General features: G+C 65.1%; 23 protein-coding genes. 13 read left to right on the top strand and 10 right to left on the bottom strand.

The annotated features are described in order from the left end of the window. Positions 1-89: 89 nt before the first annotated feature. The gene (locus tag AB5Y68_RS19405; RefSeq protein ID WP_323923039.1) at positions 90-1,358 is read left to right on the top strand and encodes an aminotransferase class I/II-fold pyridoxal phosphate-dependent enzyme; all 1,269 of its coding nucleotides are present in this window, start codon (positions 90-92) and stop codon (positions 1,356-1,358) included. 108 nt (positions 1,359-1,466) lie between these two features. Next, positions 1,467-2,096: a glutathione S-transferase family protein gene (locus tag AB5Y68_RS19400; protein WP_039039787.1), complete on the top strand. Its 630-nt coding sequence runs from the start codon at positions 1,467-1,469 to the stop codon at positions 2,094-2,096. Between the two features lie 194 nt (positions 2,097-2,290). On the opposite strand, the gene AB5Y68_RS19395 is transcribed toward AB5Y68_RS19400, so the two are convergent. After that, entirely contained in the window at positions 2,291-3,466 is a 1,176-nt protein-coding gene (locus tag AB5Y68_RS19395) for an iron-containing alcohol dehydrogenase (RefSeq protein ID WP_368207485.1), read from the bottom strand. A gap of 186 nt (positions 3,467-3,652) precedes the next feature. On the opposite strand from AB5Y68_RS19395, the gene AB5Y68_RS19390 reads away from it, so the two are divergent. Next, positions 3,653-4,237, top strand: coding sequence for a hypothetical protein (locus AB5Y68_RS19390; RefSeq protein ID WP_039039788.1), 585 nt, complete (start codon positions 3,653-3,655; stop codon positions 4,235-4,237). Positions 4,238-4,318: 81 nt separating this feature from the next. Here the strand turns inward: AB5Y68_RS19390 and AB5Y68_RS19385 are convergent, their stop codons facing one another. The 4 genes from AB5Y68_RS19385 to AB5Y68_RS19370 form a co-directional block, all read right to left on the bottom strand. Continuing rightward, the gene (locus tag AB5Y68_RS19385; protein ID WP_029313593.1) at positions 4,319-4,744 is read right to left on the bottom strand and encodes a hypothetical protein; all 426 of its coding nucleotides are present in this window, start codon (positions 4,742-4,744) and stop codon (positions 4,319-4,321) included. Between the two features lie 223 nt (positions 4,745-4,967). Continuing rightward, positions 4,968-5,714: an SDR family oxidoreductase gene (locus tag AB5Y68_RS19380; protein ID WP_213319763.1), complete on the bottom strand. Its 747-nt coding sequence runs from the start codon at positions 5,712-5,714 to the stop codon at positions 4,968-4,970. Positions 5,715-5,756: 42 nt separating this feature from the next. Continuing rightward, complete coding sequence (locus tag AB5Y68_RS19375) at positions 5,757-5,993, bottom strand: DUF3624 domain-containing protein (RefSeq protein ID WP_041212265.1); 237 nt, start codon at positions 5,991-5,993, stop codon at positions 5,757-5,759. Next, complete coding sequence (locus tag AB5Y68_RS19370) at positions 5,990-6,463, bottom strand: GNAT family N-acetyltransferase (RefSeq protein WP_124244417.1); 474 nt, start codon at positions 6,461-6,463, stop codon at positions 5,990-5,992. Before AB5Y68_RS19370 ends, AB5Y68_RS19375 begins: the two co-directional genes overlap by 4 nt. 187 nt (positions 6,464-6,650) lie before the next feature. Here AB5Y68_RS19370 and AB5Y68_RS19365 point away from each other — a divergent pair, with 187 nt between their 5' ends. Both AB5Y68_RS19365 and AB5Y68_RS19360 read left to right on the top strand, forming a co-directional pair. After that, entirely contained in the window at positions 6,651-8,093 is a 1,443-nt protein-coding gene (locus AB5Y68_RS19365; RefSeq protein WP_010672720.1) for a RimK family alpha-L-glutamate ligase, read from the top strand. Positions 8,094-8,117: 24 nt separating this feature from the next. After that, positions 8,118-8,648, top strand: coding sequence for an MgtC/SapB family protein (locus AB5Y68_RS19360; protein ID WP_160836811.1), 531 nt, complete (start codon positions 8,118-8,120; stop codon positions 8,646-8,648). A 55-nt stretch (positions 8,649-8,703) separates the two neighbouring features. Here the strand turns inward: AB5Y68_RS19360 and AB5Y68_RS19355 are convergent, their stop codons facing one another. After that, on the bottom strand, positions 8,704-10,320 hold the full coding sequence (locus AB5Y68_RS19355) for an alpha-amylase family glycosyl hydrolase (protein WP_368207482.1): 1,617 nt from the start codon (positions 10,318-10,320) through the stop codon (positions 8,704-8,706). Positions 10,321-10,437: 117 nt separating this feature from the next. Continuing rightward, positions 10,438-10,716, bottom strand: coding sequence for a DUF2442 domain-containing protein (locus AB5Y68_RS19350; RefSeq protein ID WP_039039795.1), 279 nt, complete (start codon positions 10,714-10,716; stop codon positions 10,438-10,440). Between the two features lie 258 nt (positions 10,717-10,974). On the opposite strand from AB5Y68_RS19350, the gene AB5Y68_RS19345 reads away from it, so the two are divergent. Beyond that, entirely contained in the window at positions 10,975-12,939 is a 1,965-nt protein-coding gene (locus AB5Y68_RS19345) for an LTA synthase family protein (RefSeq protein ID WP_039039796.1), read from the top strand. Positions 12,940-12,994: 55 nt separating this feature from the next. On the opposite strand, the gene AB5Y68_RS19340 is transcribed toward AB5Y68_RS19345, so the two are convergent. Then, on the bottom strand, positions 12,995-13,465 hold the full coding sequence (locus AB5Y68_RS19340; protein WP_010672715.1) for an Lrp/AsnC family transcriptional regulator: 471 nt from the start codon (positions 13,463-13,465) through the stop codon (positions 12,995-12,997). Between the two features lie 149 nt (positions 13,466-13,614). Here AB5Y68_RS19340 and AB5Y68_RS19335 point away from each other — a divergent pair, with 149 nt between their 5' ends. Beyond that, on the top strand, positions 13,615-14,133 hold the full coding sequence (locus AB5Y68_RS19335) for a tyrosine-protein phosphatase (RefSeq protein ID WP_039039797.1): 519 nt from the start codon (positions 13,615-13,617) through the stop codon (positions 14,131-14,133). 5 nt (positions 14,134-14,138) lie between these two features. On the opposite strand, the gene metA is transcribed toward AB5Y68_RS19335, so the two are convergent. After that, on the bottom strand, positions 14,139-15,086 hold the full coding sequence (gene metA / locus AB5Y68_RS19330) for a homoserine O-succinyltransferase (protein WP_010672713.1): 948 nt from the start codon (positions 15,084-15,086) through the stop codon (positions 14,139-14,141). 144 nt (positions 15,087-15,230) lie between these two features. Between metA and AB5Y68_RS19325 the strand changes: the two genes are divergently transcribed. Continuing rightward, positions 15,231-16,475 carry an HD-GYP domain-containing protein gene (locus AB5Y68_RS19325; protein WP_029313584.1) on the top strand — a complete coding sequence of 415 codons (1,245 nt, stop codon included), beginning with the start codon at positions 15,231-15,233 and terminating at the stop codon, positions 16,473-16,475. 28 nt (positions 16,476-16,503) lie between these two features. Continuing rightward, positions 16,504-17,679 (top strand): CinA family nicotinamide mononucleotide deamidase-related protein, encoded by a 1,176-nt coding sequence (locus tag AB5Y68_RS19320; protein ID WP_039039798.1) that lies wholly within the window; start codon positions 16,504-16,506, stop codon positions 17,677-17,679. On the opposite strand, the gene AB5Y68_RS19315 is transcribed toward AB5Y68_RS19320, so the two are convergent. After that, on the bottom strand, positions 17,676-18,191 hold the full coding sequence (locus AB5Y68_RS19315; protein WP_010672710.1) for a metal-dependent hydrolase: 516 nt from the start codon (positions 18,189-18,191) through the stop codon (positions 17,676-17,678). The two genes, AB5Y68_RS19320 and AB5Y68_RS19315, sit on opposite strands and share 4 nt — an antisense overlap. 37 nt (positions 18,192-18,228) lie before the next feature. On the opposite strand from AB5Y68_RS19315, the gene AB5Y68_RS19310 reads away from it, so the two are divergent. The 4 genes from AB5Y68_RS19310 to AB5Y68_RS19295 all read left to right on the top strand — a co-directional run bounded on the left by AB5Y68_RS19310 (position 18,229) and on the right by AB5Y68_RS19295 (position 22,307). Then, positions 18,229-18,468: a hypothetical protein gene (locus AB5Y68_RS19310; RefSeq protein ID WP_039039799.1), complete on the top strand. Its 240-nt coding sequence runs from the start codon at positions 18,229-18,231 to the stop codon at positions 18,466-18,468. Between the two features lie 117 nt (positions 18,469-18,585). Continuing rightward, positions 18,586-20,250 carry a DUF342 domain-containing protein gene (locus tag AB5Y68_RS19305; protein ID WP_039039800.1) on the top strand — a complete coding sequence of 555 codons (1,665 nt, stop codon included), beginning with the start codon at positions 18,586-18,588 and terminating at the stop codon, positions 20,248-20,250. A 113-nt stretch (positions 20,251-20,363) separates the two neighbouring features. Then, positions 20,364-21,173 carry a sugar-phosphatase gene (gene yidA / locus AB5Y68_RS19300; protein ID WP_039039801.1) on the top strand — a complete coding sequence of 270 codons (810 nt, stop codon included), beginning with the start codon at positions 20,364-20,366 and terminating at the stop codon, positions 21,171-21,173. A gap of 363 nt (positions 21,174-21,536) precedes the next feature. After that, a complete protein-coding gene (locus AB5Y68_RS19295) occupies positions 21,537-22,307 on the top strand; it encodes a gamma-glutamyl-gamma-aminobutyrate hydrolase family protein (RefSeq protein ID WP_039039802.1) in 771 nt (256 codons plus the stop codon). Positions 22,308-22,347: the final 40 nt, after the last annotated feature.

Raw genomic sequence — 22,347 nt, 5'->3', positions numbered from 1 at the left:
TGCCGGAATGGGTGGTTTACATCGGCGCCAGGACTGCTAGATTGGACGTCTATCCATCCATAATGGTGACATCCAACAAGGAGTGTGTGATGAAAGATGCGACCCTGGCCCTGCACCACGGCTTTTCCAGCGATCCCGCCACCAAGGCGGTGGCCGTGCCCATCTACCAGACGGTGGCCTACGAGTTCGAGAGCGCCCAGCACGGGGCGGATCTGTTCAATCTGGCGGTACCGGGCAACATCTACACCCGCATCATGAACCCCACCAACGATGTGCTGGAGCAGCGGATGGCCGCCCTTGAAGGGGGGATCGCCGCCCTGGTGGTCTCGGCAGGTTCCGCCGCCATCACCTACGCCATCCAGGCGCTGACCGCCGCCGGTGACAACATCGTCTCCACCCCCCAGCTCTATGGCGGCACCTACACCCTGTTCGCCCACATGCTGCCAAGTTTCGGGGTCGAGGTGCGCTTCGCCCAGGATGACAGCGCCGAGGCCATCGCCGCCCTCATCGATGACAAGACCAAGGCGGTCTATTGCGAGAGCATCGGCAACCCGGCGGGCAACATCGTCGATATCGCCGCCCTGGCCAAGGCCGCCCACGCCCGCGGCGTGCCGCTCATCGTCGACAACACGGTCGCCACTCCGGTCTTGTGCAAACCCATCGAACACGGCGCCGACATCGTGGTGCACAGCCTGACCAAATATGTCGGCGGCCACGGCAACTCCCTGGGGGGCGTCATCGTCGACTCGGGCAAGTTCCCCTGGGCGGATCACGCCGAGCGCTTCCCCCAGCTGACCCAACCCGAGCCTTCTTATCACGGGGTGGTCTACACCGAGGCCTTCGGCCCGGCGGCCTTCATCGGCCGGGTGCGCACCGTGCCGCTGCGCAATACCGGCGCAGCGCTGGCGCCGATGAACGCCTTCCTGCTGCTGCAAGGGCTGGAAACCCTGAGCCTGCGCATGGAGCGCCACGTGGACAACGCTCTGCGGGTGGCCCACCACCTCAAGCACCACCCCAAGGTGGCCTGGGTCAGCTACGCCGGTCTGCCGGGTCACCCCCACTACCCGCTGGCGGAGAAGTACATGGCCGGTCGCCCCTCGGCCATCCTCTCCTTCGGCCTGAAGGACGGCTACGAGGCGGGCGTGCGCTTCTACGATGCCCTCAAGATCTTCAAGCGGCTGGTCAACATCGGCGACGCCAAGTCCCTGGCCTGCCACCCCGCCTCCACCACCCATCGCCAGTTGAGCGAAGAGGAGCAGGCCAAGGCTGGAGTGAAACCTGAGATGATCCGGCTGTCGGTGGGGATCGAAGCCATCGAGGACATACTGGCGGATCTGGATCAGGCGCTGGAGGCCTGAGTCAATCGACGAAGGAGCGGGCACCACGCCCGCTCTTTTTCATCCATCAGTGAACCTGCTGCCGGGGCGCTACGTATCACCGCCTTCCGTCACTGCGTCGAGGTTTCCATGATAGTCCTGCACCACCTGAACAAATCCCGCTCCCAGCGCATCATCTGGCTGCTTGAAGAGCTGGGCCTGCCCTACCAGATCAAGGCCTACCAGCGCGATGCCGCCACCTTTCTGGCGCCGCCCGAGCTCAAGGCCGTCCACCCCCTCGGCAAGTCGCCGGTCATCGAGTTTGACGGGCGGGTGCTGGCGGAATCCGGTGCCATCACAGAGTACCTGATCGCCCGCCACGCCCCGGACCGGCTGGCACCGGCCGCCGACAGCCCGGAGTATCCCGAATACCTGCAGTGGCTCCACTTCGCCGAGAGCTCCGGCATTCTGCCGCTGCTGCTCGACATGTTCGTGCGCAAGGATGGCAGCCCGATGCGCTTCCTGCCGGACTACGCCAAAGCCGAGTGCGCCAAGGTGCTGGGTTATCTCGATGAGGTGCTGGCAAACCGCCGTTACCTGGTGGCCGATCGCCTCACCGGCGCCGACATCCTGAACTCCTTCCTGGTGGATCTGCTGGCCCAGAGCGGCCAGCTGGCCCAGTTCCCGCACCTTGAGGCCTACTGGCAGCGACTCAACACCTATCCGGCTCGCCAGAAGGCGGCAGCCCTGGAGCGCGAGCTGGACCGCAGCGCCGAATAAACGGCGGTGCCCCGGTGACACCCTGCAAAACGCCCCGATGATCGGGGCGTTCTCTTTTCCGGCCGTCAGCCAGATATCAAAGCGCGTGGGACAGGATCCTGGCCGCACTTATTGTCCAGATCGCCCCTTGACCAAGGGACTCAGGCCTAGAGGGCGCGAGAAAGGATCCGCGCCACTATGGTTGCCAGGATGACTTACAGCGCGTGGGAAAGGATCCTGGCTACCTTGTCGGGGTCGATGTCCTGCTGCTCCCCGAGGGCGGTCAGGCCGAACAGCTTGAGGTTGGAACAGATCCCCGGGATGCAGCGCGCATCCAGACCATAGTCGGCGAGGCGGGTACCCACCCCCATCTGCTGGAAGAACTGCTCGGTACGGATGATCGCCTCCTCAATGCGCAGTGCCTTGTCCTCGCGGCTGGAGTGCCATACTCGCTCGGCGAACTGGGCCAGCTTCTCCTGCTTCTGGGCCGATTGCTCCCGCAGCAGGGAGGGCAGCACCACCGCCAGACTCTGGGCATGATCCAGCCCGTGCAGGGCGGTGAGCTGGTGACCGATGGCGTGGGTGGACCAGTCCTGGGGCACACCGCGACCGATGAGGCCGTTGAGGGCCAGGCTGGCCGCCCACATCAGGTTGGCACGCACCTGGTAGTTGGTGGGCTCCGCCAGCGCCCGCGGACCGTTGTCCACCAGCACCTGCAACAGCCCTTCCGCCAGCCGGTCCTGCACCTCGCCCCCCACCGGGAAGGTGAGGTACTGCTCGAGGATGTGGACGAAGGCATCCACTACGCCATTGCCCACCTGGCGCGGCGGCAGGCTGTAGGTGGTGGCGGGATCCAGCACCGCAAACACCGGTTGCACCAGCGGATTGTAGAAGGAGAGCTTGGCCTCCCCCCGGCTCACCACGGCGGCGGGGTTGCTTTCCGAGCCGGTGGCCGGCAGGGTCAACACGCAGCCCAGCGGCAGCGCTGCCTTGATGGGGGCCTTGTCCCGCAGGATCTCCCAGGGATCGTCCCCCTCGAAGCAGGCCGCGGCGGCCACGAACTTGGTGCCATCCACCACGGAGCCGCCACCCACCGCCAGCAGGAAGTCGATGCGCTCGCGCTTGACCAGAGCCACCGCCTCCATCAGCTGATCGTACTGGGGGTTGGCGCCGATGCCGGGAAACTCCAGCCACTCCCGGCCCGCCAGCGCCTGGGTCAACTGCTCATAGACCCCGTTCTGCTTGATGCTGCCACCCCCGTAGAGCACCAGCAGACGGCTGCCGGCCGGGATCAGTTCGGGCAGAATGGCTATCTGGCCTTCACCAAAGCAGATGCGGGTGGGATTGGCATATTGGAAGTTGTACACGGCAGAGCCCTCGGTTGATTGCATGCCGGGGAATTGTGCGCCTGCCGTGCCATCAGGTCAAAAAACGGGATCCTGTCGTCAAAAATACGATGCCAGCTTGCCGATGCCGGGCGCTCCTGCCCGGCTTTGCTATGGTGATAGCGGGAAGACGAGTTCGTCGCCCCCTCAAGCCCCTCCCGGGGTCCCTTTCCCACTCACTGGGTCTCTATCATGAAACTGAAGCACGCCTGGATTGCGGGTGCCCTCACCCTCTGTGCCCCTCCCCTGCTCTATGCCGCCGAGGTCACCACCCATGTGGCCGTGGCCCCCGGACAAGCCAGTCTGGCCGAAGAACTGACGGCCAGGGCAACCGTCACCGCCATCGACCTGGCCACCCGCAAGGTCAGCCTGAAAAATGCCGAAGGGCAGACCCTGGATCTGATCGCCGGGGAGGAGGTGACCAACCTTCCCCAGCTCAAGGTGGGAGATGTCGTGGCCTTGAGATATCTGCAACTGCTGGACCTGACCCTGCTCAAGGGCACCGCCGGGGTGAGAAAACGGGTGGTGGAAGTGGAAGGGGGCAAGGCGGCCGCCGGGGAGAAACCCGCAGCCGGCGCCGGCATGCAGGTAACCATCTATGCCGACGTCATCGACGTGGACAAGGCGCACCAGACCATCCGGGTCAAGGGGGTCGACCACACCCTGACCCTCAAGGTGCAGGATCCGGCCCAGTTCGCCCTCATCGCCAAGGGGGACCAGATCAAGGCCGTGCAGACCACCGCCATCGCCATCGGCATCACCCCCCAGAGTCCCTGAGCCCTGACCACGGCCTGCCAGCCCCGTGGCAAGGGGGCAACTCCTTGCCTTTAACGCCCAAAGATTTCCGTTTGAATCACATCATGCCTGGGAGGCGGATTTGCCGGTGAGGCGATCCATGGCCTCCTTGAGCATGGCATCGCGCTGCGCGGCCAGGTCCTTGCTCTGCGTTTCGCGCTCCTCGGCAGAGAGCGTCTTGTCATCCGCTATCCCCTTGAGCTGACGCTCGAGATCGTCAAATTTTTTGCGATCAAAGCCCAGGGCCTTGTCCACCATCTGCTGCACCCGCGCATCCTTGACACCACCGGTCAGGACTGTGTTCTTGCCGTTCCTGGCCAGATGCTCGTAGGTCAGCGCCTGCTGCGCCTTGCCGGTCAGCACCTGACTGGAGAGGCTGACCTGCTGAGACCAGCCGCTCTGCTTGTCGTCGCTGTCGCTGAGGGTCGCCAGGGCACGGTTCTGGGACGCGCTCTGGGCGAGTTGATGACCATAGGGTTTGATATCCATGAAGGCTCCACGCTCACTGCCGGCCTCGCCGGCTCCGGGGATGGTTTCCCCGCCATGAGCCGGAGACAGCAAAATGCAGGCCAACTTGGGTACCCCCTCTCTCGACGGCTGAGCACGGGGTCGCAGCACGCCTCCTTCTGCACTCCATGACGAGTGCGACCAGATCCATTAAAAAAGGCGCCCGAAGGCGCCTCTTGTGGACAGGAGTCGGCTCGTCATGACATCAGCGACGGCTGATGTGGAGCGGGCCGAAGGTCTGGGCCACCGGCATGATCTCGATGCTGTTGATGTTGACGTGGGCGGGCTGCTCGCTGATCCAGAGTACGGTATTGGCGATGTCTTCCGGCAGGATGGCCTGCACCCCCTGATAGACGGTGGCCGCCTTGGCGTCGTCGCCGTGGAAGCGCACGTTGGAGAACTCGGTGCCGCCACACAGGCCGGGCTCCACGTTGGTGACACGCACCGCCGTGCCCGCCAGATCCGCACGCAGGTTGAGGCTGAACTGCTTCACGAACGCCTTGGTCGCGCCGTAGACGTTGCCGCCCGGATAGGGATAGGTCCCTGCGATTGAGCCGATGTTGATGACGTGGCCGCGGTTGCGCGTCACCATGCCCGGCAGCAGCAACCGGGTGATCAGGGTCAGGCCGCTGATGTTGGTGGCGATCATCTGCTCCCAGTCTTCCAGATCCGCCTTGTGGGCAGGCTCCAGCCCCAGAGCCAGGCCGGCGTTGTTGACCAGCAGGTCCACCTGTTGCCATTCGGTCGGCAGCCCCTCGATGGCGGCGCGGGTGGCAGCCTTGTCCTGGACATCGAACACCAGGGGCAGGAACTGCTCGCCCAGCTCCTCGGACAGGGCGGCCAGCCGTTCGGCGCGACGCCCAGTGCCGATCACCCGGTGGCCTGCGCTCACCAGCAGGCGGCTGATGGCCTCACCAAAGCCGGACGAGGCGCCCGTTACCATTGCAATCATGTGAACCTCCATTGTTATTTGTCTTCTTGAAAAATCAGCACGTTATATGTCGCGCTTGCCCAGCTTTCGCCATGCGAACACCGCCAGATGCAGCAGGAAGAGACCCGAGCCCCCCAGCGCAAACAGCAGGCCGGTCAGGGCGTTGACCGAGGTATCCGCGCCGCACCACCACCAGACCAGCCAGCCGACGACCCCGATGAGAAAGGTCTGGGCGGCGCAGACCGGGCAGCGCCCGAGCTTGGCCCTGATGGCGGTGGCCAGGCAATCCTCGCAACTCATGATGGCTCCTGCCGCTCATCCCCCAGCGCCAGCACCAGGCGGTGGGCATGCTGGCCGGGCCCGTAATAATCGGGCAGCCGTACCCCGGGGCGAAACCCCAGCCCCTGATAGAGGGTCCTGGCTTCTGGGTTGGCGTCGGCGACCTCGAGGCGAATCGCCCCCCAGCCGGCCTCGCGCCCTTCACGGATCACCTGCTCCAGCAGGCGGCGTGCCCACCCCTGACGGCGGACGGTCCAGCGGATGGCGAGGGTCTGGATGATGAGACGATCCCAGCCTTTGTGCTCCAGCACGCTCAAATAGCCCATCACCTGCGCCTTCTCGTCTTGCAGCAGCAGGGTGCGCCCCTTGGCCTGATTGAGCAGATAGTGCCAGCGGCTGCGGCCGAAGGCGACCTCGGGGGGAAAACAGTAGCGTTCCAGCTTCACGATGGCGCCCAAATCATCGGCTCGGGCGGCGCGCACGGTCAACACGGGGAGTCCTTGTTCGGTTATTTATCCTCAGCACCAGAAATGCGACTTGTATCACAAGTTACCAAGGCAGAATATTAGGCACTGTAACCTCTTGTTTCCCCTCGCGCCATTGTCGTGCTTGTCGGTGCATCGAAGCCCACTGGGGATCCTGCCGTTTCTGGCAGTCCTTTCTGTGGAGCCTGAAAATATGAGTACCTATGTCATCGTCGAGGAGCCGGGCGACTGGCCCTGCCATGCCGACTATCTGCTGACCGCCCGCACCTACCTGCAACACGGTCTGCCCACCACAGGGGGGCGTCCGCGCATCATCAACCTCTGCCGCAGCCTGGAACACCTGGGGGCCGGTTATTACTGCTCCCTGCTGGCCCAGGCCCGCGGCCACCACTGCCTGCCGGGATTGCAGGCCATCAGCAGGCTGCAACCCCAGCAGCCTCCCGCCAAGCTGTGGCGCAAATTGCAGGGCTGGCTGGCCCAGCAGAGCGAGGACAGGATCCGGGTGCGCGCCATCTTCGGCCAGTGCGAACAGAGCGAGCTGGCGGGGCTCGCCCGCTATTACTACGGCCTGAGCCAGTTGCCGCTGCAGGAGCTGACCCTCAAGCGCGGTCGCCACGGCTGGTCGGTGCGCCAGCAGGAGAGCCTGTCACCGCTGGCGCTGAGCCCGAGCGAGAAGGCGCTGATGGTGCAGCACGCCCAGGCGCTGGTGGGCACGGGGGACGAGGAACAGACGGCGCCACGCTACCAGCTCGCCATCCTGGTCGACCCCAACGACGGCCGCGCCAGCAGCGATGCCCTGGCGCTGGAGCGTTTCATCAAGGCGGCCGCTGCCCAGGGGATCCAGGCCGAGATCCTGCCTCCCTCGGCCATCGAGCGGTTGCCGGAGTTCGACACCCTCTGGCTGCGCGCCGAGACCGCGGTCGGCCACTACACCTTCGAATTTGCCCGCCGTGCCGAGCAGCTCAAGATGCCGGTCATCGACAGCTCCCGTGCCATCCTCGCCTGCAGCAACAAGCTCTATCTCTACGAGCTGATGGTGCGCAGCGGCGTGCCCATGCCCCCCACCACCGTCGTGACCCGCCGCGGCCGCCAGCATGTGGACGAACTGGTGCAGCGCCTCGGTCTGCCGCTGATGGTGAAGATCCCCGACGGCGCCCAGGGGCGCGACCTCGCCATGGCCAGCGATGACATCCAGCTCGCCCGCCTGCTGGACGAGGGGCTGGCCCGCTCCGCCCTGCTGCTGGTCCAGAGCCGGATCCCTGCCGAGTTCGACTGGCGCATCGGCTTTCTCGACGGCTCGCCGCTGTTCGCCTGCCGCCGCTACCGACCCGAACCCGGCAACCGCATCCGTCGCCGCAAACACCCCCTCGACATGAGCCGCATCGAGGCGCTGCCCCTCAGCGACGTGCCGGAGCGGGTGCTGCAAACCGCCCGCCGCGCCGTGCACCAGCTCGGCAACGGCCTGTTCGGGGTGGATCTGCGCCAGCAGGGTCAGGGCTGCGTGTTGCTGGAAATCATCGACAACCCCTGGATACGTGGCGATATTGAAGACAGGGAGGCAAAGGACCTCTACGAGCGCCTCGCCCGGGCCTTCCGCCAGCGGCTGGAGAACCGGGGGCAGAGCGCGACAGGATAACAAGCATCGCGAGCAGAGGTGGATATGATGACAATGCAGTGGTGGGACATCGCGCCCCTTGGCTGGGAGAACATCCTGGTCTGTCTGGTGTGTGGCACCCTGGTGGGGCTGGAGCGGCAGCTTCGCGGCAAGCCGGTGGGGATCCGCACCTCTTCCCTCATCGTGCTCGGCACCTACTGTTTTCTCGCCATCGGCGCCGCCGTCAGTCCTCAGGGCGCCGATCAGGCGCGGGTGCTGGGTCAGCTCATCACCGGGGTCGGCTTTCTCGGGGCCGGGGTCATGATGACCCGGGATGGTCAGGTGCTGGGGGTGACCTCCGCCGCCGCCATCTGGATGCTGGCCGCCCTCGGCGCCCTCATCGGCATGGACATGCTGCATCAGGCGCTGCTGCTCACCGGCGTCACCCTCTCCATCCTGGTGGGGGTGGACTACTTGGAAGCCAGCTTCAAGAGCCTGCGCCGCGGGGTGCACAATCGGCTGGAACACTGGCGCCACGGGGCCGAGCCCTCGGTCTCTTCCCGCCGGGACGATCTGGGCAGCGGCATCGAGAAGTAAGCCGCCACCATGAAAAAGGGCTCCACTATGGAGCCCTTTCTGTTGTCTGCCTCCCTCAGCGCACCAGCAGGAAGCGGCCGGTGAGGGGCGGCAAGTCCACCGTCACGCTGCTGCCACCGATGGCCAGGTTCTCGCCGCTCTGCAGATCCACCAGGGCGCTGCCGCTGCGCAGCTTGCCGACCGGCACGGCGTAGCTCTGAGGCGTGGTGGAGACATTGAGCAGGTAGACTACTTGCTCGCCCGCCGTCTGCTTGATGTCGCCATAGACGCTCCCCTCGGCCACCAGCTTGACCCGCTCCCCCTGATAGAGGGCGGGGTGGGCGGCGCGCAGGGCCAGCAGAGCGCTCAGCCACTGCTTGAGCTCGGCCTGCTCGCTGCTCGGCACGAAGCCGGTGACACCGGGGACCTTGCCATCGCTGCGGGCCACGTGATCATCGCAGAGCCCCTGGGCCGCACAGTCGCCCCCCACCTGACTGGCAAAGCCAGGCACCTCGTCGCCAAACTCCTCGCCATAGTAGAAGGTAATGGGACCGGAGCGGGCGGCCATGAAGCTGAAGGCCGCCTTGTGGCGCTGCCAGTAGTCCGCCCCATTGAAGTTGCCCCGCTCCAGCAGATCGCCGAAGCGCACCAGATCGTGGTTGCCCAGCATCAGGTTGGGCATGGCATGGTCCGGGTAGTTCTCCACCTTGTTCCAGCTGGCGTCGAGCACGCTGGCCCCCTGCCCGCCCTTGCCGGACTCTTCCACCGCCAGCGCCTGTACCAGGCCGTAGCGCAGGGGGAAGTCGAACGCCGAAGAGAGCGCCGGGTTGTCGCTCGGGCCATAGGCCTGGGTGCGGATCTCGTCGGCGCCCTTCCACACTTCCCCCACCATGTAGCCGAGGGTGCCCCACTGCTGGCCGGCGGCCTTGCGCGCCGCGCTGGCCCGCGCCACCTCGCTGCGAATGGCGCGCCAGTCATCCAGCCCCAACTGATAAGCCTGATCGAGGCGCCAGCCGTCGATGCCGTACTGCTCGACCCAGTAACGGGCCACCTCCTTGAAGTAGGCCAGACTCTCGGGCTGGCCGTAATCCACCAGTTGGCCCGGGTAGCCTGCGCCGCCGCTCTTGAGGGCAGGCAGCCGCCCCTCTGGTGAAGGCTTGCTCACCCCCACCTTGTTGACGTGGCCGAACACCCCGTCGAGGAAGACATAGAGCCCGCGCTGGTGCGCCCCGTCCACCAGTTGCTTGAGCTGGGCGTTGCTGCCGAAGTTGGGATCCACGTTGAAGAAGTCGCAGGCGAAGTAACCGGTGGCATCCAGCCGGTCGTCCCCGGCCTGGCCGGCGCAGGAGTCAAACACCGGAGTGAGCCAGATGGCGTTGACGTTGAGGCTCTTGATGTGGTCGAGGCTGTCGATGATCCCCTGCAGATCGCCGTTGTGCCGGGAGGGGCCGTAGCCAACGCCGTAGTTGGCGCTGCCGTCGCCGTCGACGAAGGACTCCACCATCACCTGGTAGGTGCGCAGGTTGCAGGCTGGCTGATCATTGCCGTAGCAGGCGCGGCTGGCCGACGCGGGGGGCGGATTGACCACCGGGGGCTGGGGGTCACTGCTGCCACCGCCTCCCCCGCTGCCGCAAGCCGTCAGTAACAGGGCGGCCCCGATGAGGCCGCCACGACGCAACGTTCCTTGTTTCATTGTTATGTTCCCGCTGTGGTGGATGGGCGCCCAAAGCGCCGCACTGGGGTCATGATAACGACCTGACCGACGCGGGTCTGTGACTGAAAACGTTACCTGACTCAACGAGTTAGCATGTCAGAAGCGATGCATGTTGCGATCGGGGAAGGCGGCGCGCTCGTCGATGGGCAGGATCAGGTGGTAGACCTCGTGGGCCGCCAGGGTGAAGCCCGAGGGCCACGCCAGTTGATGGCGATCATCGATGAAGACACGGGCGAAGCGACGCTCGGTCTCCATGGCCGCAAACAGCGGCTGGCCGCGCCAGGGGGTGAGATCCAGCACGCCTGTGGTGCCGTCGGAGAGCACCACGAACAGAGACCAGCCCTGCATATATTCCACATCGATGAAGACCGGCATCCCTTCGGCTCCGATTGAGAAATTCGGCGCCATTATAGGCACGACCATTGTCTCGATGTGCCAGCAGGATCACAGTTTTCCCAGCGTTTTATGCTCTCTTCGAACCCTGCATCCCGTCACAAAAAAATCATAAAACGTGCCAACTTTTCCATGTATACCCCATGCCCATGCAACCTTTGCCAGGCGCCACTGTCATACTCCTGCACCATAACAACAATGCGTCCGGGGACTGGGCGCAAACAGGTTTGCAGGAACAATATGACCACCATCAGACAATGGCTGGGACCGGTTTGGCCCATCGCCGTATTTTCATTGATCGCGCTCATCTCCCTGACCGTCAGCCGCCTTGGCCTGGGGCTCTGGCAACTGGAACGGGTGGATGCTGTCTCTGGCTGGCAGGAGATGCTGCTGCAAGGCATTCGCGTCGACGTCGCCACCCTCTGCTGGGTCTGGGGCGTACCCGCCGTCTTGACCCAGTTGCTGGCCGGGCCCCACGCGCCGGGGCGGCTCTGGATGCAGCTTATCCGGATCTGGCTCACCCTGGGGCTCTGGCTGATGCTCTTTCTCGAGATCTCCACTCCCGCCTTCGTCACCGAATACGGGGTGCGCCCCAACCGCCTCTATGTGGAGTACCTCATCTATCCGAAAGAGGTGCTCTCCATGCTGTGGGCTGGCCGCAAGGGCGAGCTGCTGCTGGCCGTGATCTTCAGCGGCGCCGTGCTGGGCGGTGGCTGGTGGCTGAGCGGCCGCCTGGTGCGTGACCTAAGCTTCCCCCGCTGGTACTGGCGCCCCGCCTTCGCCCTGCTGATCCTCGCCGTCGGCTTCCTCGGCGCCCGCTCCAGTCTCGGCCATCGCGCCCTGAACCCGGCCATGGTGGCCTTTGCCGACGATCCCCTGGTCAACGCCCTCACCGTCAACTCCGCCTACTCCCTCTTCTTTGCCATCAAGCAGATGGGGGCCGAGGAGGACGCCAGCCAGTTTTACGGCAAGATGGCTGACCATCAGGTACTAGACATAGTCCGCGAGGAGAGCGGCCGCCCTCTCGGCGATTTCACCTCTGCCGATCTGCCGAGCCAGACTTTCAATACGGCCAGCTACCAGGGCAAGCCCAAAAACCTGGTGATCCTGCTGCAAGAAAGCCTGGGGGCCCAGTTCGTCGGCTCCCTCGGCGGCCTGCCGCTCACCCCGAACATCGATGCCTTGTCGAAAGAGGGTTGGGCGTTCGAGCAGCTCTACGCCACCGGTACCCGTTCGGTACGCGGCATCGAGGCGGTGCTCACCGGCTTCACGCCGACCCCGGCCCAGGCCGTGGTCAAGCTCGGCAAGAGCCAGACCAACTTCTTCACCATCGCCGACCTGCTCAAGCAGCGAGGCTATGACACCAGCTTCATCTATGGCGGCGAGAGCCACTTCGACAACATGCGCAGCTTCTTCCTCGGCAACGGCTTCACCACCATCGTCGAGCAGAAGGACTTCAAGAACCCGGTGTTCGAGGGATCCTGGGGCGCCTCGGATGAAGATCTGATGGCCAAGGCCGACGAGACCTTCGCGGCGCTGCACAAGGAGGGCAAACCCTTCTTCAGCCTGGTGTTCAGCTCCAGCAACCACGATCCCTTCGAATTCCCCGACAACCGCATCGCCCTGTACGAGCAGCCCAAGCAGACCCGCAACAACGCCGCCAAGTACGCGGACTACGCCGTCGGCGAGTTCTTCAAGAAGGCCAGGGCATCGGACTACTGGAAGGACACCCTGTTCCTGGTCATCGCCGATCACGACAGCCGGGTCGGGGGAGCCAGCCTGGTGCCCATCCCCCGCTTCCACATCCCGGGGGTCATCCTGGGGGACGGCATAGCACCGAGAAAGGACCCCCGCATCGTCAGCCAGATCGACATGGCCCCGACCCTGCTCTCCCTCATGGGCATAAGTGCCGACTACCCCATGCTGGGCAAGGATCTCACCCGCATGCCCGCCGACTGGCCGGGACGCGCCATCATGCAGTACGACAAGAACTTCGCCCTGATGCGCGGCAAGGATGTGGTGATCCTGCAGCCCGAGCGGGCGCCGGAAGGCTTCATCTACGAGGATGCGACCGAGACGCTCACCCCGGCGCCGCAGCCGGGCGCCATGAAGGATGCCGCCCTGGGGCTGGTCCTGTGGGGCAGCCTGGCCTATCAGCAGGGGCTCTACCGGACGGCGCAGGACAGCCGGCTGGCTCTCAACTGAGGAACCGCCCACAAAAAAACCGCCCTCGGGCGGTTTTTTCTTGCGGCTCGCCCCATCAGGGGTGGGGGAAGCAGGGGAGCGAGCGGCTGAACCTGTGCTCGAACACCAGGGAGGTCTCGAGGTGCACCACCTCTTCCCGGGAGGTGAAGTGATCGAAGACGAAATTGCGCAGGTGTTCGGTATCGGAGACGCACAGGTGCACCAGGAAATCATCCTTGCCGCCCATGTGGAACAGGCTGATCACCTCGGGCAGGGCCAGGATGGCGTCGCGAAACGCATCGATGATCTGGCGGCTGTGACGGGCCAGTTGCAGGGAGACCATGGCCTGGATGTGACCGCCCAGGGCCTGGTAATCCACCTCGCAGTGCGCCCCCTTGAGCACGCCATCCTGCTGCAGCTTGCGCACCCGCTCCAGACAGGTGGACGGCGCCACCCCGACCAGGGCCGCCAAATCCTTGTTGGTCATGCCCGCATCGCGAAACAGATGGGCCAGGATGTCCAAGTCCAGTTGATCCAGGTTTCTCATCTTTACTCCTTGCATCGCTCGATTTTTTTAGACTCTGCCCGTAAACCGGGCCGAACACAACGCAGATTGACATCGCCTCCGGCCCCTCTATGCTGTGCCGCACCCGCGGGATGCCGATCCCGTTGATCCCGGCCACCACGAGGAACCCCATGCTCAGTGCCCATCCCTTCTGGAGCCTGGACATTCCACGGCTCGACGGCCAGCTCCTGCTCACCCCCTGCCCCGGCAGCCAGCAGGTCCCCATGGCCGACGCCCTTGCCCAGTTGCAGCTGGCCGGTGCCGGCGGGGTGCTTACCCTGATGACGGAAGAAGAGCTGGCCCTGTGCGGGCCCCTCTCTCTCGGGCAGCTGGTGCAGGCCAGAGGCATGAGCTGGTTCCATCTGCCCATTGCGGATGACGAGGCACCGGATGCAGCCTTCGAACAGGCCTGGCCCGGGGTGCAACCCCGACTGCTCGCCCTGCTGCGCGAGGGACGGCACCTTGCCATTCACTGCCACGGCGGAAGCGGGCGTACCGGGCTGGCGGCCGCCCTGCTGCTGATGACCCAGGGGCTGCCCCAGCAGGAGGCCATGACCCTCATCCGGGCCAGACGGCCACGGGCCTTCACCCTGGCCTGCCACCGTCACTGGCTCGATACCCGTGGACGGCGGCTGGCCGGGGCGGACTGAGGGCTCTATCCCTTGGGCTGCTGGTAGGTAAAGACCTTGCCGATGTCTTCCACCTTGTAGCTGGTCAACTGGTAGACGTAATAGTTGAGCCAGTTGGAAAACAGCAGGTGACCGTGGCTTCGCCAGGTGGCGCGCGGGGTCTGGCTTGGATCGTTGTTCGGGTAATAGTTGACCGGAATGACGGGGGTGAGCCCGGCCGCCAGATCCCGCCGGTATTCCCCATCCAGGGTCAGGGCGTCATATTCCGGATGGCCGGTGACGAACACCTGGCGACAATCCTTGGTGGCGGCCAGATAGACGCCCGCCTCTTCCGACTCGGCGAAGATCTGCAGATCGGTGTGGGCGCGGATGAGATCCCCGTCGAAGGCCGCATAGCGGGAGTGGGGCGCCACGAATTCGTCATCGAAGCCACGCAGCAGCGCCTCGTGCTCGTCGAGGCGGTGGTGGCGATAGACCCCGGAGAGCTTCTCGCCGTGGGTCTGCTTCTCCATGCCGTACAAGGCTTTCAGCGCCGCCTGCACCGCCCAGCAGAGGAAGAGGGTGGAGGTGACATGCTGATGGGACCACTCGATGATCTCGACGATGCGGGGCCAATAGACCACCTCCTCGAACTCCACCAGCCCGAGCGGCGCCCCCGTGATGATCATACCGTCGTAGTTGTTGCCTCTCACCTGCTCGAAGTCGTGATAGAAGTTCTCCAGGTGCGCCTGGGGCGTGTTTTTCGACTCCCGATCGTCGATGCGCAACAGATCCACGTCCACCTGCAAGGGCGAGTTGGAGAGCATCCGCATCAGCTGGATCTCGGTTTCTATCTTCTTGGGCATCAGATTGAGGATGAGCACCCGCAGCGGGCGGATGTTCTGGGTGACGGCCCGGGATTCCGTCATCACGAAGATGTTCTCCTGCCCCAGCACTTCGGCGGCGGGCAACTGGTCCGGGATCTTGATCGGCATGCTGACTCCCTGTACTGCATCGGTAAATATGTCTGGACATCTAGAAGCCTATAATAAAGCGCTCCCGCTGTCATCAGATACCTTTTGTATTCACCCCGCCCTTTGACTAGCATACGGCTCAGTGTGTCCCTCGTGCCCAACCCCATGACAGGAATCAAGATCTCCGTAGAACGGCTGCAAGTCGGCAATTATGTCTCCCTGCCTTTGGGATGGCGTGAGCACCCGTTTCTGTTCTCCAGCTTCAAGCTCAAGAGCGAGGAGGAGATCGAGCTCATTCGTCGCCTTGGCCTCAAGCTGGTGACCATCATTCCCGACAAGAGCGACACGCCGCCCAAGCCCCTCGGCCAGACCCAGCCCCAGGCGGATGAGGTTGAGGGAGAGGGTCTCGTCGCCCGCCAGGAGGAGATGCAGCAGGAGAAACTGCGGCGCATCGAGCAGTTGCAGCGCTATCGCCGCGACCTGCAGCAGTGCGAGAAACAGTTCCGCCAATCCCTGGCCCAGGTGCGCAACCTCATGGGCAAGATCCAGTCCCGCCCCCTCAACGCCATCAGCGAGGCCCAGGAGCTGATCAACGCCATGACGGAGCAGCTCCTCTCGGTGGACGAGATGGTGCTGCACCTGGTCTCTGACAGCGATGATGGCAACAGCCTGCAGTTTCACTCCCTCAACGTCAGCGTGCTCAGCATGCTGCTCGCCCGGGAGTGCAAGTTGCCGGCCGAGGCGATCCGCCAGGTCGGCATGGGGGCCCTGTTCCATGACATCGGCAAGCTGAGGATCCCGAGCCAGATCCTGCGCAAGACGGAGCCGCTGACCAAGCCGGAGCAGAACCTGATGGCCCAGCATCCCCGCTACGGCCTGGAACTGCTGGGGCTGGTCAGCGATTTTCCGGAAGCAGCCAAGCAGATAGTGCAGAACCACCATGAGTACCTGGACGGCACCGGCCCCCAGGGGCTCAAGGGGGATCAGCTCGATCCCCTCACCCAGATCGTCTCCCTCATCAACGAGTACGACAACCTCTGCCACCTGGAGGCCAAGGTGCCCTACGCGGCCCTCGGCAGCCTCTACAAGCAGCGCAAGTCCCAGTTCAACGCCGATCACCTCGGCATGCTGATCCGGCTGATGGGGGTCTATCCCCCGGGCAGCGTGGTGCAGCTCTCCAACGGCCAGGTGGGGCTGGTGATGTCGGTCAACGCCTCCCGCCTGCTCTACCCCGCCGTGCTGGTATACGACCCCCGCATTCCGCGCCAGGAGGCGGCCATCATCGACCTCGACGCGGCCGGGCTGACCATCGCCAAGGTGATCCAGCCCAAACGCCTGCCCCCGGCGGTGTTCGAATACCTCAACCCCCGCACCCGGATCAGCTACTACTTCGAACACGGCAAGCCCTGAGAGGGCTGGCCCCACCCAAGGAGTCCCCATGCGCATCGAGATCATCAGCACAGGCGACGAGATAGTGACCGGCCTGGTGGTGGACACCAATGCCGCCTGGCTCAGCGCCCTCTTGCTGGAGCAGGGCTGGCAGGTGCGCCGCCGCGCCACCGTGGGGGACAACCTCGCGGATCTGACAGCCGTACTGCAGGAGAGCGCCAACCGCGCCGAGGTGGTACTGGTGTGCGGAGGGCTCGGCCCCACGGCAGACGACCTCACCGCCCAGGCCGCGGCCGAGGCGTTTGACCAGCCCCTGACCCTGTTCCCGGACTGGCTCGCCACCATGGCCGAACGCTATGCCAGTCGGGGCCGCACCATGGCCCGGAGCAACACCAAGCAGGCCTGGCTGCCCCGGGACTGCGAGATCCTCGACAACCCGGTGGGCACCGCCTGCGGCTTTGTGGTCTGCCACCCGGCCAGCCACGGCCAGAGCCGGCTCTTCTTCACCCCGGGCGTGCCGTTCGAGTTCAAGCAGATGGTGCGCGAACAGATCATGCCCCGCCTCAAGTCGCTGGCCGGGGAAGAGACCGACACCGAGCTGCGCCGTTTCTACACCTTCGGCGTCTCGGAGTCCGCCCTCAGCGACATGCTGGATGCGGCCCCCTGGCCTGCCGGCATCGAGCTGGGCTACCGCTCCTCCATGCCTCTCATCGAGCTCAAGCTCATCGGCCACGGTGCCAGCACCGCCGACATGGACGCCGCCGAGGCGAGGCTGCTTGCGGCCATCGCCCCCTGGCTGGTGGGGCGTGGCAACGAGGCGCCTGCCAGCCAGATCCTGGCCCTGCTGGGGGAGCGGTCGCTGCACCTGCAAGAAGGAGAGAGCCGGGGCGCCCTGCTGACCATGTGTCACGGGCACCCGGCCCTGACCGCCGGCTTCAGCCACACCCTGAGCGACGATCTGACTCAACTGGCGGTGCCCGCCGCCCCCCTGAGCCTCACCATAGGCCGTGCCGGGCCGGACGGCGTGCCGCTGCTGCTCTGCGCCGACGGGCAACTGCACGGCCAGACGCTCAGGGTCAGCCACCCGGATCCCGCGAGCGGTCGCCGGATCCTCGCCTTCGCCGCCCTCGACATGCTGCGCCGCCACCTGCTGGGGCTGCCGGTGCTCGCCGATTACCTCACCCTGACCCGAACGGCCAGATGCCAGGAGGGCGCCCGGGGCTAGAAGTGAGCCAAGCCTGCACCGCCATGGACCCAGTACCCGGCGAGCGCCAGGGTCAGCAGGCAGAAGGCCCTCTCGTAGCCCCCGCCGCTCTTGAGGGGCAGGCCGGGCAGGCGAAAGCGCCGACGCCAGGGCCAGAGCAGGGGAATGCCCATGGGGGTGAGCCAGTCCCCCAGCAGATGGCTGAGATAGCCCACGATGAGGGCATCCTTCACCGCCCCCGACAGCAACCAGGGGGCTTCCACCTGGGCCAGCCCCCAGACCCCCATCCCCACCGCCAGCAGGCTGTGGGTGAAACCGCGATGGCCGAACAGCCGGGAGAGCGGCCCCGAGATCCAGGGCAGTTGCCGCCCGAGCAGGGAACGGGGGTGATCGAGATCCGGCAGCAAGGCGCTCGCCAGGGCCATGGGGACGATGTGCCACAGGCTGGCATCGGCCAGGGCCGGAGTCAGTTCGACCTTGTGGGCAAGCAGGACGCAGGTGACGGAAAACAGCAGGTGGCCTTGGGCGGTCATGGGGCTCGTTCGGTTGGACAGAAAAAGGGGCTGATCGATGGTGACCAGGGTCCTCGCCCTGGGGCGGCGGCAGATTAAAATCCTTCTCTTCCTGCCTGGCAAGGTGATTTGCATCGCCACCTTCAACGTGGTTGACACTCTGGATAGCGAAAGCATAAAACGTCAGCATATTGCGCTAAAAAACTGCAATGGAGCCCATGGCATGGCCGGCTCTGCCCCTCTCCCGTCAGCCGATATTTCCTCAACCCGGCTCACCCATTTGCATTCAGATCGTTGACCCGGAAGGAAAAATACCCGAATACTGCGCGTTGGATCCGCCCCGGCGGCATTGGATGCCGGCAAGGAGAGGCCCCGGCATGGGGCAAACCGGACAGGGACAACGAAGGAGGGCCCGGTGTTAAGCAAAGCGTGGTTTCAGCTGTCGGCCGACATGAGCTATGTCTGCCTGCGCATCACCTCGGGCCTCACCGAGCCCATCCAGGAAAGCGACGTCCTGGCCCTGCTGCGACTCTCCAACTGCCGGCGCTACGAACCCCTCGGCGAGGGGATCCGCGAAGCCGTCACCCTGCTCAACGCCCTCATCGCAGAGCCGGATGCCCCCGCGCATCCGCCAGTCCCCATTGCCCGGCGCCAGGATGCCAGGCTGCTCATCCAGGTGGACAAGGACCAGATGAGCGCCAGGGCGCAGATCACCGCGGACTGGGGTGGCCAGCCCCTGACCCTGGCCCGGTTGCAGGAGGCCCTGGCGGCCAGCACGGTCAAGCAGGGGGTGAGCGAGCGACTGCTTGCCGCCGCCATCCAGGCGGCGGGTGAGGCTGCCCCCGGTGCCCAGCTCAATCCCGTCATCGCCCTCGGCAAGGCCGCCAGGCACGGCCTGGATACCCGCCTGGAGCGACTGGTGGAGACCGCAGCCGAGCGGATCCTCAAACCCCAGGAGCGGGATCACGGCAAGGTGGACATGCGCGACCTCGGCACCCTGCTCACCGTCAAGGCGGGGGCGTTGCTGATGCGCAGGCACCCCGCCACCCAGGGCATCGACGGCTTCACCGTGACGGGCCAGACCCTGACCGCCCGCCACGGCAAGGAGAGCGCCATGACGCCGGGTGACGGCACCTGCCTCTCCCCCGAGGATCCGGACCTGCTGCTGGCGACACGCCCGGGGCTCCCCTGTCAGGAGCGTGCCGGGATGCGGGTCGACGAGGTGCTCAACGTCAAGCAGGTCGACATCCGCCACGGCCACGTCGAGTTCGAGGGATCGCTGCTGGTCACCGGGGACGTCATGCCCGGCATGCGCGTCAAGACCAGCGGTGACGTGGTGATCGGCGGCTTCGTCGAGGGCGGCTACATCGAATCCGGCGGCACCATCACGGTGCGTAACGGCATCATAGGGCGCAAGCTGGCGGACGACGAATACCTCTGCCACCTCAACGCCGGGGGGGAGATCCACGCCAGCTATGCCCAGTACGCCAGGCTGGAGGCCGATGGCGACATCCATATCCTGAGCCAGCTCAGTCACTGCTATTGCCGCAGCGGCCAGGATCTCAAGGTGGGGGACAGCGCCATGCGCAAGGGGCACCTCATCGGCGGTATCAACATCGCCAACCGGCTCATCATGGCACCGGTGCTCGGAGCCTCGGCGGCCAACCGGACCCGGTTGCAGATCCTCGGCGGCTATTTCAGCCAGAAGGAGCAGGAGCTGGCGCTTCGCCAGCGCAAACAGACCTGCGCCGAGCAGATAGACAAGCTGCAGGATCTCATCCTGCGTCTGCTGCAACTGCCTCGTGACAAGCGCAATCCCGAGACCCTGCAGAAGATCAAGGCGCTGCGCACCCGCCAGTTCGACGAGAGCAAGAGCCTGGACGAGCAGCTCGCCGAGGCGCAGCGGGAGCTGCAGGCGCTCATGGCCAACATGGACATCATCGCCACCCAGCGCCTCTTCCCCGGCGTCGAGGTGGAGATGGCCCATCACCACAACAGGGTCGACATCGAGCACGGCCCCATCCACTTCGCCATCCGGGAAGATCAGCTGCAACTGACCCCCTACCAGGGCCAGCGCTGAGGGGCAACGTGCCCCCGCGTCGGCAGGCGGCGTGATCCCGGCGGCGATTTTCGCTACACTCGGCCTCCCCATGGCCCCATCGGGCGGGCCGGCCAGACTCAGGTAGTGAGAAGATGTACAAGCTGATCGCATTGGATATGGATGGCACCCTGCTGACCCCAGAGGGCCGAATCTCCCCCCGCACCCAGGCCGCCATCGCGGCAGCCCGCGCCAGGGGCGTGACCGTGGTGCTGGCCTCCGGCCGCCCGCTGGAAGGCATGACCGCCGCCCTGACCGAGCTGGGCCTCACCGGACAGGATGACTACGTCATCTGCTACAACGGCGCCCTGGTGCAGCAGGTGTCCGAGCAACGCATCATCCGCAGCCAGTTGCTGACCGGCAGCGATGCCCATGCCATCGCCCACCTGGCCTGTGAGCTGGGGGTGAACATCCACGGCTTCTCCGTCCGCCAGGGGCTCATCAGCCCCAGGATCAGCCCCTACACCGAGCACGAATCCCGCCTCATCGGTCAACCCATCAACCTGGTGGACTTCGCCACCCTGCCCGACGACGAGCAGATCATGAAGGTGATGATGATTGACCCAGAGCCCCTGCTCTCCCGTGCCATCGCCCAGCTGCCCGCCGAACTCCACGAGCGCTATACCGTGGTGCGCAGCGCCCCCTACTTCCTCGAGTTCATGAACAAGCGCAGCAACAAGGGCACCGGCGTCGCCGCCCTGGCCGAGCACCTGGGGCTGGATGCCTCCCAGGTGATCGCGGTGGGGGATGCGGGCAACGATCACCACATGATCGCCTACGCCGGACTCGGGGTCGCCATGGGCAACGCCACCGACGAGATCAAGGCGCTGGCACAGCACACCACGGGGCGCAACGATGAAGACGGGGTCGCTCAGGTGATCGAACGTTTCATCCTGAACGCCTGAGTCGACAAGGGGCCCTGTGGGCCCCTTCTGCTATCCGGCCGCCCGGCCAGATGTTTAATATATCCACCATCAAATCTCTCGCCGCACCAGACATCCCCCCTCAAGCCCCTTTAAATGGGACTCACAGCCCTATCTCGGCATCAGCGGTTAACATAATTGCATCATTTTGTTTGACATATTGAACGGCCTTGGCAGACTGGAGGCAGGATCCAGGCTGTCGTTGCCAAGGCTGACCGACGATTCTGGCACGCTGGCGCGACCCTGATCCCACGACCATGCCTTGAGGTATGCCCTTGCGAGCCGAGGCGGCAAGGGCCTTCCCAAGGCGCAGGATGAGACCGCCAAGGATAGCCAAGGTGACCTATGCCCAACCCCAGTGCCCATAACAAACCCGTCGTGCTGATGACCATGGGGGCCCAGGCCCGCAGTGGCCACGCCTACCAGGTCATGACCCACAAATACATCAAGCCTCTGGTGGAGATCAGCGGCTGCGTGCCGCTGCTGGTGCCCACCTGCTGTGGCACCGAGGATCTGGAGCAGTATCTGGACCTCGCCGACGGGGTCTATCTGAGCGGTGCCGGATCCAACATCGATCCTGCCCTCTATGGCCAGGAGAACCTCACCCCGGAGAAGCCCCAGGACAGGGACAGGGATCTGTTCGATATTCCCCTGGTGCGCGCCGCCCTCGACCGTGGCCTGCCGATCCTCGGGATCTGCCGCGGCATGCAGGAGATCAACGTGGCCCTGGGGGGGGACATTCACCAGAAGGTCTATTGCGAGCCGGGTTATGACGATCATCGGGAGGATGCGGATGACCCGGTGGACGAGCAGTATGGCGAGAGCCATCAGGTCGAGCTGGTGCCCGGTACCTGGCTGGCCGAGCTGATGGGGCAGCCGTCGATTCCGGTCAACTCCCTCCATGGGCAGGGGATCAAGACGCTGGCCAAGGGGCTGGCACCCCTGGCCCATGCCGAAGACGGGCTGATCGAGGCGATCCACGCTCCCGCCCTCTCCCCCTTCCTGCTGGCGGTGCAGTGGCACCCGGAGTGGAAGGCCAGCGAGAACCCCCACTCCATCAAGCTCTTCACCGCCTTTGGCGACGCCTGCCGCCGGTTCAGGCAGCAGGTCGGCTAGTCGCCGACCCCTTGCCCTTGAGCCTGGGCAGGGCCCCGTG

The organism is Aeromonas sp. R6-1 (assembly GCF_040908165.1).
Lineage (GTDB): Bacteria > Pseudomonadota > Gammaproteobacteria > Enterobacterales > Aeromonadaceae > Aeromonas > Aeromonas caviae.
Note: the sequence above shows the minus strand (reverse complement) of the source record. Positions and strands in the feature narration are given on the sequence as shown.